Annotated in this window: 15 protein-coding genes; 7 read left to right on the plus strand and 8 right to left on the minus strand. The window is 69.8% G+C overall.

The features are described from left to right. Positions 1-2: 2 nt before the first annotated feature. Together A5780_RS04395 and A5780_RS04400 are read right to left on the minus strand one after the other, a co-directional pair. Complete coding sequence (locus tag A5780_RS04395; protein ID WP_062964358.1) at positions 3-587, minus strand: DUF3090 domain-containing protein; 585 nt, start codon at positions 585-587, stop codon at positions 3-5. 24 nt (positions 588-611) lie between these two features. Continuing rightward, a complete protein-coding gene (locus A5780_RS04400; protein WP_063016787.1) occupies positions 612-1,361 on the minus strand; it encodes a histidine phosphatase family protein in 750 nt (249 codons plus the stop codon). 270 nt (positions 1,362-1,631) lie between these two features. On the opposite strand from A5780_RS04400, the gene A5780_RS04405 reads away from it, so the two are divergent. From A5780_RS04405 to A5780_RS04420, 4 genes are all read left to right on the plus strand, one after another. Then, positions 1,632-2,594 carry an aldo/keto reductase gene (locus tag A5780_RS04405; protein WP_063016805.1) on the plus strand — a complete coding sequence of 321 codons (963 nt, stop codon included), beginning with the start codon at positions 1,632-1,634 and terminating at the stop codon, positions 2,592-2,594. 73 nt (positions 2,595-2,667) lie between these two features. Further along, complete coding sequence (locus A5780_RS04410) at positions 2,668-3,828, plus strand: hemin ABC transporter substrate-binding protein (RefSeq protein ID WP_082976278.1); 1,161 nt, start codon at positions 2,668-2,670, stop codon at positions 3,826-3,828. A 377-nt stretch (positions 3,829-4,205) separates the two neighbouring features. After that, on the plus strand, positions 4,206-5,210 hold the full coding sequence (locus tag A5780_RS04415; protein WP_082976284.1) for an iron ABC transporter permease: 1,005 nt from the start codon (positions 4,206-4,208) through the stop codon (positions 5,208-5,210). Next, a complete protein-coding gene (locus tag A5780_RS04420; protein WP_064903563.1) occupies positions 5,207-6,064 on the plus strand; it encodes a heme ABC transporter ATP-binding protein in 858 nt (285 codons plus the stop codon). The genes A5780_RS04415 and A5780_RS04420 overlap by 4 nt, the downstream gene beginning before the upstream one ends. A gap of 8 nt (positions 6,065-6,072) precedes the next feature. Here A5780_RS04420 and A5780_RS04425 read toward each other — a convergent pair whose 3' ends face one another. From A5780_RS04425 to A5780_RS04435, 3 genes are all read right to left on the minus strand, one after another. Further along, complete coding sequence (locus A5780_RS04425; protein ID WP_064907802.1) at positions 6,073-7,062, minus strand: RNA polymerase subunit sigma-70; 990 nt, start codon at positions 7,060-7,062, stop codon at positions 6,073-6,075. Between the two features lie 23 nt (positions 7,063-7,085). Further along, positions 7,086-8,078: a zinc-binding dehydrogenase gene (locus A5780_RS04430; RefSeq protein WP_064907779.1), complete on the minus strand. Its 993-nt coding sequence runs from the start codon at positions 8,076-8,078 to the stop codon at positions 7,086-7,088. 175 nt (positions 8,079-8,253) lie between these two features. Continuing rightward, positions 8,254-9,495, minus strand: a complete 1,242-nt coding sequence (locus A5780_RS04435; protein WP_064907780.1) for an epoxide hydrolase family protein — start codon at positions 9,493-9,495, stop codon at positions 8,254-8,256. Positions 9,496-9,580: 85 nt separating this feature from the next. On the opposite strand from A5780_RS04435, the gene A5780_RS04440 reads away from it, so the two are divergent. After that, a complete protein-coding gene (locus A5780_RS04440) occupies positions 9,581-10,018 on the plus strand; it encodes a MarR family winged helix-turn-helix transcriptional regulator (protein ID WP_063016793.1) in 438 nt (145 codons plus the stop codon). A 41-nt stretch (positions 10,019-10,059) separates the two neighbouring features. Here the strand turns inward: A5780_RS04440 and A5780_RS04445 are convergent, their stop codons facing one another. The 3 genes from A5780_RS04445 to A5780_RS04455 are packed head-to-tail and all read right to left on the minus strand — an operon-like array spanning position 10,060 to position 12,997. Next, positions 10,060-12,210, minus strand: a complete 2,151-nt coding sequence (locus A5780_RS04445; RefSeq protein WP_227463156.1) for an MMPL family transporter — start codon at positions 12,208-12,210, stop codon at positions 10,060-10,062. Then, on the minus strand, positions 12,162-12,695 hold the full coding sequence (locus tag A5780_RS04450; RefSeq protein ID WP_030516907.1) for a hypothetical protein: 534 nt from the start codon (positions 12,693-12,695) through the stop codon (positions 12,162-12,164). The genes A5780_RS04445 and A5780_RS04450 overlap by 49 nt, the downstream gene beginning before the upstream one ends. Before the next feature lie 56 nt (positions 12,696-12,751). Further along, positions 12,752-12,997 (minus strand): hypothetical protein, encoded by a 246-nt coding sequence (locus tag A5780_RS04455; RefSeq protein WP_227463155.1) that lies wholly within the window; start codon positions 12,995-12,997, stop codon positions 12,752-12,754. A 259-nt stretch (positions 12,998-13,256) separates the two neighbouring features. Between A5780_RS04455 and A5780_RS04460 the strand changes: the two genes are divergently transcribed. Further along, positions 13,257-14,279: a YncE family protein gene (locus A5780_RS04460; protein ID WP_064903556.1), complete on the plus strand. Its 1,023-nt coding sequence runs from the start codon at positions 13,257-13,259 to the stop codon at positions 14,277-14,279. Next, positions 14,279-14,569: a DUF5703 family protein gene (locus tag A5780_RS04465; RefSeq protein ID WP_051024622.1), complete on the plus strand. Its 291-nt coding sequence runs from the start codon at positions 14,279-14,281 to the stop codon at positions 14,567-14,569. Before A5780_RS04460 ends, A5780_RS04465 begins: the two co-directional genes overlap by 1 nt. The last annotated feature ends 1 nt before the right edge of the window (position 14,570 follow it).

Consider the following 14,570-nt stretch of genomic DNA (forward strand, 5'->3'; position numbering starts at 1 on the left):
CCTCAGTCCTCCAGATCGGTCGCGCCGAAGATGTCGCCGCGCTTGTAACCATTGGTGCGCACACACATGTGCCCCTTGGGCGAGAGCGGTTCCCCGCACAGCGGGCACGGCGGCCGTCCGGCCGCGATCACCTTCGCCGACCGCAACGCGAATTCGCGGGCCTGCTCCGGGGTCAAGAACACCCGCACCGCGTCGGGGCCCTCCTCGGTGTCGTCGAGGACCACCGATTCGTCGACCTCGGTCTCGGTGATGGCCAGCAGTTCCACCACCACCGCGCCGGCATCGGCGTCCCAGCCCAAACCCATTGTCCCGACCCGGAATTCGGTGTCGATCGGCATCTGGAGCGGAGCCGTGTCGGAGACGTCCTCGGCCTGCGGCGGCACCGTGGCGCCGAACCGCCGCGCCACCTCGTCCAGCAGCAGACCCATCCGGTCGGCGAGCACCTTCACCTGCTGCTTCTCCAGCAGCACGCTCACCACGCGAGGTTCCTGCACGGCCTGTAGATAGAAGGCGCGATCCCCTGGTTCACCGACGGTTCCGGCGACGAAACGGTCGGGGGTGCGAAACACATGGATTGCTCGGGCCATCTGCACCTCCTGAAACCGACTGCATCACTGATTACGCTCGTTCCCCGAATCGGGGGGATCCGCAATATTCCCATTATCCGCCCGCGGCGCGGCGCCCACCTCACCGCCGGGGACGGGCCCGGCCCGCTGCTCGGACGGTTGTGCGACCGCGGCCAGCGCCGACAGGTCGGAGCCGGTGTCGTTGACCCGCCACACGTAGGGGGCGGCCGGGGTGTAGCGGACGACGCTGATGGAGGCCGGTTCCACCACGATGCGCTGGAACCCGTCGAGATGGATGCCGAACGCGTCGGCCAGCAGCGACTTGATCACGTCACCGTGTGTGCAGGCCACCCACAGCACATCGCGGCCGTGGCGTTCGGCGAGTTCGGTGTCGATCGCGCGCACCGCGGCCACCGCCCGGTACTGCACCTGGGCCAGGCCCTCACCACCGGGGAACACCGCCCCCGAGGCGTGCTGCTGCACGACCTTCCACAGCGGTTCCTTCACCAGCTCCGAGAGCAGCCGGCCGGTCCATTCGCCGTAATCCACCTCGAGCAGGCGCTCGTCGGGTTCGGGTTCGAGGCCGAGTTTGTCGGCCAGTGGCGAAACCGTGCGCGTGCAGCGCAGTAGCGGGGAATGTGCGATGTGCTCGATCGGTAACGGTGCCAAACGTTCTGCCACCGCCAGTGCCTGCTCGGTGCCGCGCTCGGTGAGCTCGACCCCGGGACTGCGGCCGGCCAGCGTGCGCGCGGTGTTGGAGGTCGACACCCCGTGCCGCAGCAGGATCACCGTCATGGGACCAGACTAGGCGATCACCACCGCCGGGCTCGCGCCGTCACCGGCCCGCGACCTCGGCCGCCCGCCCCGGCGATGCGGAACCCGCTGGTATGCAACCTGTTTCGCTGTCGGAGGAATCGGCGACCGGGCCTGTGACCCGGCCTCCCCGCACCGGCGGGCGCTGTGGTGCACCTCGCATCTTCCGGCGGTTCGCGAGTGGTATCCGTTTCCGGGACCGGTTGTGGCCCTAGGCTCGGACACTGTGACGAGAGCTGGGGCGGTGTGGTGATGGAACAGCGGGCGGTGGGCCGCAGTGGCCTGCGGGTATCGCGGATGGGGCTGGCCACCCACACCTGGGGCCGGGAAACCGATGCCGAGGACGCGGCGGCGCAGCTGGTGGCCTTCGTGGAGGCCGGCGGAACGCTGGTCGACACCTCGCCGGTGTATCAGGGCGGCGCCGCGCAACGCATGCTCGGCGAGCTCGTGGGTGAGCTGGTGCCGCGCGACGATCTGGTGATCAGCGGGTGTGCGGGCCTGGTGCCGGTGCCCGGGGTCACCGATCCCGACGGCGGACCCGCGGCCGGCATCCACTGGAGTGTGGACGCGTCGCGGCGCACCCTGATGCGTCAACTCGACCGCACCCTCGCCGAACTGGGCACCGACTATCTCGACATCTGGAGTGTGGCGGCCTGGGACCGGCACACCCCGCTCGACGAGATCGCGGCCACCCTCGACCACGCCGTGCGCTCGGGCAAGGTGCGCTACGCGGGGGCGCGCGGCCTGAGCGCCTGGCAGCTGGCCACCCTGGCCTCGGCGGCCCCGATCGTGGCCGCGCAGTCGCCCTATTCGCTGTTGGCACGCGGTGCCGAAGCCGAACTGCTACCGGCGGCCGGGCACCACGGGGTCGGGTTGATCGCGGCCTCACCGCTGGCCGGTGGCATCCTCACCGGCAAATATCGCGACGGTGTGCCCGCCGACTCGCGTGGCGCCGACGAGGCGACCGCAGCCGAAATCCGCGAACGTCTCGACGAACACGCCACCCGGGTGGTGGACGCGGTGGTCACCGCGGCCGACGGGCTGGGCACCTCGCCCCTGGCAGTGGCGGCGGCCTGGCTGCGCGACCGGCCGGGCGTCGCGTCGATGATCGTCGGCGCCCGCGATATCGGTCAGCTCACCGGCGTTCTCGCCGCGGAAACGCTGGAACTTCCGCGGGCGATCGCGGCCGCTCTCGACGACGTCAGCGGTATCTGAGCGGCCGGGCCGGCGGGACGTGCGCGCACAGGGCGGTGACAACCGGTCCGCGCGACCACTTAGGCTTGCCTACATGAGGTGTCTCGACGTCCGATCGGCCCGCATCGCCTCCGCCGCACCGGCGGGGCCCACCGAGCCGGGCGCGCCGGCGCTGAGGTTCGCGACGACCGCACGGAACCGTTCGGCATCGACCGAGCCGGGTGGACGGCAGCGGCCGGCCCGGGGCGGCACCCGGTGGCTGCTCACGGTGCTCGCGGTCGTGCTGCTCGCCGGAGTCACCACCGCGTGCGGGGGCAGCGGCGCCTCGGGCGAGCAGCAGGGCGCGACCACCGCGACGCTGGCGAATCCGGATCCGACGCCGATCGGCCCCGAGCCGGTACCCGCGCTACCGGTCACCGTGCGCTCGTTCGACGGCGCCGAGGTCACCGTCACCTCCGCGGACCGGATCGTGGCCGTGGACCGCTACGGCACCCTGGCCCAGACCGTGTGGGCGCTGGGCCTGGGCTCCAAACTGGTGGGCCGCTCGACCTCGGCGGCCTTCCCCGCGGTGCGCGACGTGCCCAACGTGGCGGGCGGCAACGGCAGCATCAACATCGAAGCCGTTGCCGCGCAACGGCCCACGGTGTTTCTCACCGACACCACCAGCGCCACCCCCACCATGCGTGATCAGCTGCGCGCGCTCGGCATCACGGTCGTGTACTTCGACCCGCAGCGCACCATCGACGGTGTCGGCCCGCAGATCCGGTCGGTCGCCGACGCCTTGGGCGTCCACGATCAAGGAGTGAAGCTGGCCGAGCGCACGCACGCCGAGATCGCCGCGGCCACCGCCGCGATGCCGAAACGCCAGCCGCCGTTGAAGATCGGATTCGTCTACCTGCGCAGCACCGCGATCACCATGCTCGCCGGGCCCGGCTCGGGCGCCGATTCGCTGGTGACGGCACTGGGCGGCGTCGACGCCGGAACCGCGGCGGGACTGACCGAGCCGTTCACCACCATCACCAGCGAGGCGATGATCAGCGCCGCACCGGACGTGCTGCTGGTGATGTCGGACGGGCTGAAATCGGTCGGCGGCGTCGACGGCCTGGAGAAGGTGCCCGGGGTCGCCCAGACGCCGGCCGGGCGCGATCACCGCGTCGTCGACATGTCCGATGCGGTGCTGCTCAGCTTCGGACCCGAAACCGGGCATGTGCTCGAAGCGCTGTCGAAGGCCGTCTACGGCACCCAGCCCGCATGAGTCCCGGCGATTCGCCCGGTGAGGACTCGGCCGCCGATCCCGGTCTGCGACCGTCCGGACCGAATGTGGCACCTTCTGCTGGATCCGTTGCTGCGCAACATATCTCGGACCTGTCGGGTGCCGAGTCGAGCGCGAACGGCGCATCCGAGCCGGAGAACGGTGCGGGCGCAGGCACTTCCGGGCCCGATGCGCTCAGCGGCCGGAGCGCCGAACGGTCGACGGTCGCACCTTCGGCCGGGACCGGTGGCGGTGCGGCTTCCGGCACGCAGCGGGCAGAACCGCATCCGAGGTCCAACTCGGACCCTTCCGCTCCGGGCGACGCCGTCGTCGGTCCGCGCACACCGCGCCGCTGGTCCCGCATCACCGTCGTCTTCGCGATGTCGATCGCACTGCTGGTGATCCTGGCGCTGATCTCGGCCGCTGTGGGGCAGGTCCCCACGACCCCGCTCGAGGTGGCCGGCAGTGTGCTGCACCGGATCGGGCTCGACTGGGGGCCGATGCCGCACCACCCCGCCGGTGAGGTCACGCTGTGGGAGGTCCGGTTCCCGCGGGTGGTGCTGGCGATGCTGGTCGGGGCTGCGCTGGCGACCGCCGGAGCGCTGCTGCAGGGTGTGTTCGCCAATCCTCTGGCCGAACCCGGCGTGATCGGTGTGTCCGCGGGCGCGGCCGTCGGGGCGGGTGTGGTGATCGTGGTCGGTGGCGCGTTCGTGGCGGCCTGGTCGGTCGCCGGAGGCGCGTTCGTCGCCGGACTGGGGACCACACTCGCGGTGTATCTGCTGTCGCGTTCGGGCGGGCGCACCGAAACCGTCACGCTGGTGCTGACCGGTGTCGCGGTCAACGCCTTCGCCGGCGGTCTGATGTCGTTTCTGCTGTTCACCGCCTCCCCCGCGGCGCGCGATCAGATCGTCTTCTGGCAGATGGGCAGCCTGAACGGCGCCACCTGGCAGGCGGTGGCCGTGGTGGCGCCGCTGGCCGCGCTGGGTGTGGCGGCGGCGGTCGTGATGGCGCCGCGCCTGGATCTGCTCGCCCTCGGCGAATCGGCGGCGCGGCACCTCGGTGTCGACGTGGAACGCTTGCGGCGCAACGTGATCGTCGTCGTCGCGATCCTCGCCACCGCCGGGGTGGCCTTCACCGGCATCATCCTGTTCGTCGGATTGATCGTCCCGCACGTGGTGCGCATGCTCGTCGGTCCCGCGCACCGGGTGCTGATCCCGCTGTCGGCGATCCTCGGCGCGGTGGTGCTACTGGCCGCCGACATCGGGGCCCGGACCCTGGTCCACAACGCCGATCTCCCCCTGGGCATGCTGACCTCGCTGGTCGGCGGGCCGTTCTTCTTCTGGCTGCTGCGGCGCACTCGCGCCCGATCGGGAGGCTGGGCATGAGCGGCGCCGGAACGGCACGCGTGCGCGCACTGATCCGCACACTTCGCCCTGCCCACGGTCTTCCGCAACCGACACCGCGCGGTGCGGTTACCCTGCGAGCGCGCGGCATCGATATCGCGCGCGGCGGGCGGCCGGTGCTCGAATCGGTCGACATCGACGTCGTCGCCGGGCAGATCCTGGCACTGGTGGGTCCCAACGGCGCGGGCAAGTCGACGCTGCTGGCCGCGCTGTCGGGCGAACTCGAACCGGCAAGCGGCACAGTCGAACTCGACGGCCGACCGGTCACCGATTGGACTCCCACCGATATGGCGCGCCGCCGCGCGGTGCTGCCGCAGAACCACACCGTCGGATTCCCGTTCACGGTGCGCGAGGTCGTCGCCATGGGCCGCTCTCCCTGGGCGCGAACCCCGCGCCAGGAATTCGACGACCGGGTAATCGCCGCCGCGCTGGCCGCCACCGATATGGAACATCTCGCCGCACGGCCGTTCCCGGCGCTTTCCGGTGGTGAGCGTGCCCGCGCGGCACTCGCCCGGGTGCTGGCTCAGGACACCGAGACGTTGCTGCTCGACGAGCCCACCGCCGCATTGGATCTCGGCCATCAGGAACAGGTGCTGCGTCTGGCCGCGGCCCGCGCCGGCGAGGGCGCGGCGGTCGTGGTCGTACTGCACGATCTGGGCCTGGCCGCCGCCTACGCCGACCGCGTCGCCGTGCTCGACGCGGGCCGCCTCGCCGCTGTCGGCCACCCGCGCGAGATCCTCACCACCGACCTGCTGACCCGCGTCTACCGTCACCCCGTCGAGGTCATCGACCACCCCGTCACCGGCGCCCAGCTGGTCCTGCCCGTGCGACGCTGAACCCCCGTTCAGTCCGCGAGCACGTCCGGGTGGCCGAACAGTGCGACCAGCGCCGGATCGTGGAACTTCACCACCCGCGATACTCCGCTGGGGGTCGCCGCCAGCACCACGATCCCGTCCGCACGCAGCAGGCCGTCCGCGGCCCGGTGATAGACGACGGCGGCGGGCTGTCCGTTGGCGGTGGTGGCGACCATCCGCCACTGGCCGGGCACACCCAGCACGTAGGTGTCGAGCATGCGGAGGCAGTGCGCCCGCCCGGCCTGCCAGTCGCGGAACGGGGTCGCCGCCAGCGTGGCATCGGTGCGCAGCACCTGTTCCAGCAGCGCGGCGTCGGACCGTTCGAAGGCCGCGATGTAGCCGTCGAGCAGCGCCCGTGCGCGCCGGTCGGTGGGTTCCAGTAGTTTCTCGGGTGCCGGGTCCAGTTCGTCGAGGCGGGCGCGGGCGCGTTGCAGTCCGCTTTTCACCGCCGCCGTCGTGGTTCCGAGAATCTCCGCGGTCTCGGCCGCGGAAAAAGCCAGCACCTCGCGCAGCAGGAGGATGGCACGCTGGCGTGCGGGCAGGTGCTGCAGACTCGCGACCAGCGCCAGCCGCAGCGATTCGCGCGCGACCACCACCGCTTCCGGATCGTCGGCCGTCGCGATCCAGCCGTCCGGAAGCGGTTCCAGCCATGAAACCTCGCCTGCCGCAACATATCTCGGTGGGCTGCCCGACTCGTTGTCCGGACCGCCGAGTCCCGAGGGCAGTACCCGCGTGTGATGCGAGGTCCTCGCGGTGAGGCAGACATTGGTAGCGATCGTGTACAGCCACGACCGCATTGACGCCCGGCCCTCGAACCCGGCGTAGGAACGCCAGGCCCGAAGGTAGGTCTCCTGCACCAGATCCTCGGCATCCTGTGCCGAACCGGCCATGCGATAGCAGTGCGCCAGCAACTCCCGGCGGTAGCGCCCGGAGTCGGCGGCGAACCGGTCCCGGTCGGCCGTGCGCGCATGCGCGGTCATATCGCCGAGTGTAGGAGCCGTGATCACGGCCGCAGCGCCAGTTTGCCGACGGTTGCGCGAGCCTCCAGTTCGGCCAGCACCTTCGGGCCCTCGGCCAAGTCGTAGACCGTGGGCCGGGCCGGTTCGACCACGCCGGCGGCGACGAGGGCGAACAACTCCGCCATGACCGCGCCGAAGATTTCGGGCGCCGCATGGATCAGCACGCCGATGTTGAGGCCGATGAGCTGAATCTGGTGTTCGTAGATCAGCTGCCGATTGCTGATCGTGGCATCGCCACCGGCCGCGCCGAAGACGACCACCCGGCCGGTGACTCGTCTGGTCGCGGCGAGGGTGTCCGCGAAACCCGAACCGCCCGCGGATTCGAGCACCAGATCGGCGCCGGCGCCGCCGGTCAGCTCCCGCACCTCGGCGGCCAGGCTCTCGCCGCGCGAGTCCAGAACGTGGTCGGCGCCCAGCTCGCGCACGAGGTCGTGTTTGCCGGGCGCTGCGGCGGCGATGACCGTCGCCCCGAAGTGTTCGGCGAGAGTCACCGCGGCCTGTCCGGTCGCGCCCGCCGCGGCCTGGATCAGCACGGTTTCACCGGCCACGAGGCGGCCCAGCGGTTTCAGCGCGGCGAGCGCGGTAGGGAGGTTGACGGTCAGGCCGAGGGCTTGTTCGGCGGTCCAGCCCTCCGGCACCGGCACGGCCGCCGCGGCCGGGAGGACCAGGTATTCGGCGAACGCGCCTTCCCCCACGCCGGCCACGCGCGCTCCCGGCCGCGGTTCGGATACGCCCTCGCCCGTTGCCACGACCTCGCCGGCGGCTTCGAAACCGGCCGGGTACGGCGGTTGCGGGCCGCCGAGGAACGTCCCCCGGCTTCTCGAGATGTCGGCGAAGTTGACCCCGGCCGCGGTCACCCGGATCAGGATCTCGCCGCGGCCCGGGTGCGGCACCGGCGCGTCGGTGATCAGGCACGTGTCCTGCGGGCCCCGCAGGGACGTCTGGTGCAGGGCTCGCATGGTCGCGGGAACGCTCACGGCACTCAACTCTCTTTCTCGGCTCGTCGCGGCCCACCGGTTCGGCGCCGCCGACCATGTAGACCTCGGGTGCCGCGAAAAGGAATCGGTGGGCCGGCGCGAGTTCGCGGAGCGAACGACCTTGACGAGCCCGGCCGGTCTCTGGTTCTCGCCCCGGTGACCCGCCGCTACCGGGTCAGCGCCGCCCGCGGAAGGTGCGGCGCAGGTCGTCGATCCACAGATCCGGGATCTCCCACGGGATGAAGTGGCCACCGCGGTCGTGGACGGTGAGCTCGACGTGGTTGTACCACTGGGCGCGGTCGCCGGTGCGGAAGTTCTCGACGCGGCCCTCGGTGTCGACACCGGGCGGGTTCTCGTAGCCGACGAAGGTGATGCCGGTGGGTGCCTGAACGACCGGAAGGCGGTCGTGTGAAGGCGTCCAGGGATAGCGATTGTTGTTGGCGTAGAGGCGGATCGAGGTGCCGATGGTGTTGGTGGCCCAATAGATCGTGGCGTGGGTGAGCAGATCGTCTCTGCTGAACACGGTTTCGACGTCACCGCCGTTGTCGCTCCACTTGCTCCACCGCTCCAGAATCCACGCCAGCATGCCCGCCGGAGAATCCGACAGGGCGTGGGCGAGGGTGCTGGGGGCGAGCAGGTGCGCGGCCAGGTGGACGGCGAAACGTCTGTCCAGCTCCACGAATCGTGCGTGCACCGCCGCGGGCAGGTCGTCGGGAATCGGCCGTCCACCGCTGAAGTCCCAGGCTCGATCGCCGTTGAACAGGGTCAGTTTCAGCCCGGATCCGATGTGGATGGCATACAACTCCTCGGCGTACTTGTGGCCGAGCTGCGCGGTGACCAGCGCGCCGACGTCGCAACCCGCGGCGGCGTATTTCTCGTACCCCAGCACCTCGGTCATCAGTGTGTGCCAGAGGTCGGCGACCTTCCAGAAGTTCAGATCGGGGCGGTCGAGCAGCGGACTGGAGAATCCGAAGCCCGGAAACGACGGCACGATCACGTCGAACGCCTCGGCCGGGTCGCCGCCGTGCGCACCCGGATCGGCCAAGGGGCCGGCGACCTTGGACCAGTGCCAGAACGTCCAGGGCCAGCCGTGCGTCAGGATCAGCGGTGTCGGATTCGGGCCGACTCCGGGTTTGCGCATGATATGGATCGGCACTCCGTCGATGTCGACCTTGTAATGCTGAAAGGTGTTGATCTCGGCTTCGGCTGCGCGCCAGTCGTATCCGCTGCGCCAGTAGTCGACGAGCTCCCGCAGATAACCGGCGGGCACGCCGTAATACCCGTCGTCGTTGCCCACGTCGTCGGGCAGGCGGGTCCGCTCCAGGCGCTGCCGCAGGTCGGCGAGCACACCGTCGGGGACGTGAATCGTCGTGGGAGTCAAGGGGAACGGTCGGGCATCGTCGGTGGTGTCGTTCATATGGCCTCCTGCGCCGTGTGATCGCCACAATTACATAAGCAACTTATTTAAGCAACTTGTATAAGTTCCGGATATAGTTGCTCGTGTGGACGACATCGATGATTTCGACGTGGACGGGTTCGCCGCGGTGATCGAGGACTTCAACCGCGTCTACATCCGCATACCGGTCCGGGAGAAGCTGCCGTTCACCACGCTGTCGGTGCTCGACACCCTGGCGCAGCGGGGCCCGATGCGACTGACGGAGCTGACCGATACCGAACAGATGACCCAGCCGGGCATCACGCAACTCGTCGCGCGCCTGGAGCGCGACGGCCTGGTGCTGCGTCGCCGCGACCCCGGTGACGGGCGGGCCGTGCTCGTGCACCTCACCGAGGCCGGCCGGCAGATCCGGCGCAGCCGCCACGACGACCGGGTGCGCTATCTGGTTCCGCTGATCGGCGAACTGAGCCTCGCGCAGCGCCGGGCCTTGGCGGCCGCCCTACCCGCGCTCACCCGGCTGGCGCAGTTGGAACGGGAGCGCTGACACCGCGCATCCGTCCCGGCCCGCTGTTGCCTGCGGAAGGCTCACCGCCACACCAATTTCAGCACCGCGGGGGTCAGCAGCATGCGGATCACCGTGGCATCCAGGATCAGGGCCGCGATCATGCCGTAGGCGATGTATTTCATCAGCACCAGATCGGAGAAGCCGAACGCACCGGTCACCACGATCAGAATCGCCGCCGCCGAGGTGATCACCCCGCCGGTGTGGGCGATGCCGTAGCGGATCGCCTCCGCCGGCGGCGCCCCGCCCGCCCGTGCCTCGGCCATGCGCGATTGCAGGAACACTTCATAGTCGGTGGACAATCCGAACAGCACCGTCACGATCAGCACCAGCACCGCGAACATCAGCGGCCCCGGGGTGAAGCCGAGCAGGCCCGCGCCGTGCCCTTCGACGAACAACCACGTCAGAATGCCCAGTGCGGCACCGAGACTCAGCGCGCTCATCAGCACGGCCTTCAACGCCAGCACGATCGAGCGGAAGGCGATGTACATCAGCACCAGGGCCGCGGTCGCCAGAATCGTTGCCAGCAAGGGTAATCCGTCGATGAGGCCGTGAATGGCGTCGCGTTCCAGGGCCGGCACCCCGGCCACCATCACCTGCACCCCGGACGGATGCGGAATCGCACGCAGCGCCGCGATGGCGGCGTCGGCGTCGGTCTTGTGCACCAGACCGGTGGACAGCACATTGATCCCGTTGGTCGTCGGCGCCGCCGCCTCGAACGGTCCCGTCAGCCCCGGTGCGAAATTGGCTTGGAACCGGATATCGGACAACTGCTGCGGATCCGCCCCCACGACCACCAATTTCAGTGGCTCCGTGCGGAATTCGGGAAACAGCGCGTCGAATTTCTCCTGTGCCACGCGGGCCGGGTTGTCGGCGGCCAGGTATCGCTCCGACAGGCCGCCGAATTCGATGTTGCGGAACGGGATCAGCAGGAAGAGCAGTCCGGCCACCACCGGCACGATCACCCGCGCGGGATGACGCATCGCGAACAGGGCCAGCTTGGAGAAGAACCCGTTGTCGATCTCCTGGGCGCTGCGGATCCCGGCGAACCGGTGCCAGCCCCACAGATCGATGCGCCGCCCGACGATACTCAGCGCCGCCGGCAGCGCGGTCACCGACAGCAGCGCCGCCAGCAGTACCGAACTGATGCCGCCGTAGGGCACCGAGCGCAGCACCCCGTTCGGGTAGATGAACAGCGCCGCCAGGCTCACCGCGATGATCGCGGCGGAGAACAGCACCGTGCGCCCGGCCGTGGCGACCGTGCGCGCGGTCGCCTCCTCCACACTGCGCCCGGCCGCCAGCTCCTCCCGGAACCGCGTCACCGCGAACAGGCCGTAGTCGATCGCCAGCCCCAGGCTCACCAGGGTGACCACGGCGCTGGCGAAGACGTTGACGTCGATGTGGTCGGTGAGCAGGCGCATCATGCCCTGACTGCCCAGGATCGTCATCCCGCCGATGAGTACCGGCAGCAGCGCGCCGACCACGCCGCCGAACACGAAATACAGCAGCACGGCCACCACCGGCAGCGCGATCAGCTCGGCGCGGTGGATATCGTCCTGCATCCCGATGTTTATGCCCTCGACCACCGGTTGCAGACCCGCCAGCTGTACCGTCGTGCCGCCCGGTCCGCGCCCGGAACCGCCTGCGCCCAAATCCTTTTGGATGGCGAGGTAGTTGTCGACGGTGGCGGTGTCGGAGCCGTGCAGGCCGATGCTGGCGAAGGCGTGGGTGCGGGAGGCGTCGGCGAACTGCCCCATCATCGAGCCGTCGAAGTAGCTGTCGATCTTCTTGATCCGGTCCGGATACCGGTCGTGCAGATCCTTCAGGGCCGAGGCGATCGCCGTGCGGATCGGCGGATCGTCGACGGTGTGGCCGGGTGGTGCGGTGTAGAGCACGATCACGTCGGCATCGGTGTCGCGGCCGAAGGTCTGGTCGGCGAGTTTGGAGGCGACCACCGATTCGCTGTGTTCGTCGAACCACCCGCCCTGGGTCAGCCGGGAGCCCAGATCACGGCCGTAGAACCCCGAGACGGCCACGATCAGCACGAAGATCGCGAACACCAGGTAGCGATGGCGATGAACGAATCGACCCCAGCGCAGCAGAAACCCCTCGAGCATGCCGGGGGTCAGCCGCAGGCCGCGGTGCGGTAGTCGGCCGAACGCAGGATCCCGCACAGATCGTTGCGCGAGATCTTCCACTTCCCGTCGATATCGACGAAATGCACGATGGTGGTGCGCACGTTCTCGCCGCTGCCGTCCTTGTCCAGCCGCATCGTGGCGGTGAGGGTGCCGTCGTGGTTGTCGAATACCGGATCGACCACGCCGTAGACGGCGCGCGGATTGTCGTGCAGCGCCTTGTACATGTCGGGAATGGCGTCCTTGAACGCGGCGCCGTCCTCGATCAGGTCGGTGCGTTCACTGTCGGGCAGCGAGGGATCCAGTGCGCGTTTGATCTGTGAATCCAGCTGTGCGGCGGTCGGCAACGGCGGCCGGTTGGCGCTGCTGACGGCGGCCGCCTCCGAGGAGGAGGTGAGCGCGGCGTAGGCCGACGAGCGCGCCGCCGCCACCGAAGCCTCGTCGGGACCGCTGTCGCAGGCGGCGATCACCAGCGCGAGCATCGTGATTCCGAATGCGCCGTGGACCGTGCGTCGCAATGCCATTACGTCCTCGAATGTGTCGAAAGTAACCGGTGGTTCCTACAGTCTGGCACGTGTGATCAGCGGCCCTCGATGACCGCGCTCAACCGGTTCAGCAACGCGCGCACCGTCGTGGTCGCCCCGCGCTGCGCCGGGACCGGCACGGCGGTCGGCACCAGATCACGCACCAGGGCGCGCACGCTGCGGGCGTCGTCGAGGTCGATATCGGTGACGGCGGCCTCGACCACGGCCACCACATCCTCGGGGCCGGGCACGTCGGTGGGGGTGTCGGCGCGGTAGATCTCGAGGGTGAGGGTGGAACGCACCGTGCGGAAGGCGAACGGCTGCCCCTCGGCCGTTCGGCCGAACCCGTGGGCGAACGGACCAACGGTTAAATCTTCAAGTGTGAATTCAGACGTGCGGTCTGTTTCCAACCGAGACTCCCCTGGTTCGACGTCCGATATGAGGTATCCACGGTAACGGGTGAGGCGCGTGCCACGCCGGAACCACCCCGGTGACCGGGCCGCGTGTCCGATCATGGTCAGATGAAACAGTACGCATGAGTCACACGAAGGAGTTCGGAGCATGCGGGGTTATCGGTCGGCACTGGGTGCCGTCCTCGCGGCCGCCGGCGCCGTCGTGCTCGTCGCGGGCTGTTCCTCCCACAGCGACGACACCACTGCCCCCGCGGCCGGTGCTCCCGGACGCGCCGCCGCCGCGCCGGCGGCGACCGCCACGCCCGCCGGAGCCGTCACCGCCTTCGGGCCGGTCGCGACACTGCTCGCCGAACCCGCCACCGGCCGGGTGGTCGCCCTCGACCCCAACGGCCTCGGGTTACGCCTGGTCGACCCCGCGAATCCCGCGGCCGCGCGGGCGCTCACCCTGCCCGCGCAGGCCACCGGCCTCGCCCTCGGCGCCCCGGGCGAGGTGCTCGTCGCGGCCGGGCGGGAGGTGTTGCGCGTCGATATCGCCACCGCCGCGATTCGCCCGGTGCCCGTCGACGGCGACGTGCGCGCGATTGCGCGGCGCGGGGACGGCCGTCTGGTGGCCGGACTCGACGGTGGCCGCGTGCAGATCCTCGACGCGGACGGACATCCGAACAAGACCATCAGCGGCCTGGGCACCGTCGACGCGGTGGCCGCCACGGCGAACGCGGTCGCCACGCTGGATCTGGACCAGACCACTCTCACCGAACTCGACCTCGATCGCGACCGCGCGGGGCTGGCCCTGCGCGCGGGCCTGGGCGCCACCCATGTGATCAGCGACCATTACGGCCGCCTGCTGGCCACCGATACCTCCGGCGGAGCCCTGCTGGTCTACACGACCGATCCGCTGCTGCTGCGCCAGCGCTTCCCGGTCGGGCCCTCCCCCTACGCCCTGGCCTACGATGAACGGTCCGACACCGTGTGGCTCACGCTCAGCGGAAGCAACGAGGTGGTCGGTTTCGATCTGTCGACCGGTATACCGGAAGAAGTGGGTCGCTTCGCAACGGTGCGCCAGCCCAATTCGCTGACGATCGACAGCCGCACCGGCGACATGTTCGTCGGGTCGGCAACCGGAGACGGTCTGCAACGCATCGGCGCGGACCAGAGGAAGAGAGGTCAGTGATGGCTCGAGCGCCTCGATACGAGTCGGCGTCCGGCGCCGCACACCACGACCGGCGCAGACGGTCGATTCCCGCGGGATGGGAGGAGACCAGCGAAGAAGGAGAATACGAGTACGTGCCGCTACGACTACCCCCGGACGTGAATCGGGTCACCGCGTCCATGCGCCTGGCCATCCAGGCCGAATTCGGCGGCTGGGAGCTCTCGCGAGTACGCGCCTACACCGACGGCAGCCGGCGAGTGTTGTTGCGGCGGCGCAAAACCAGCTTCCCCGTGACCGAAACGGGGATGTGAG

Origin of the sequence: Nocardia sp. 852002-20019_SCH5090214, from assembly GCF_001665865.1 — a bacterium.
GTDB classification, from domain to species: Bacteria; Actinomycetota; Actinomycetes; order Mycobacteriales; family Mycobacteriaceae; genus Nocardia; species Nocardia nova.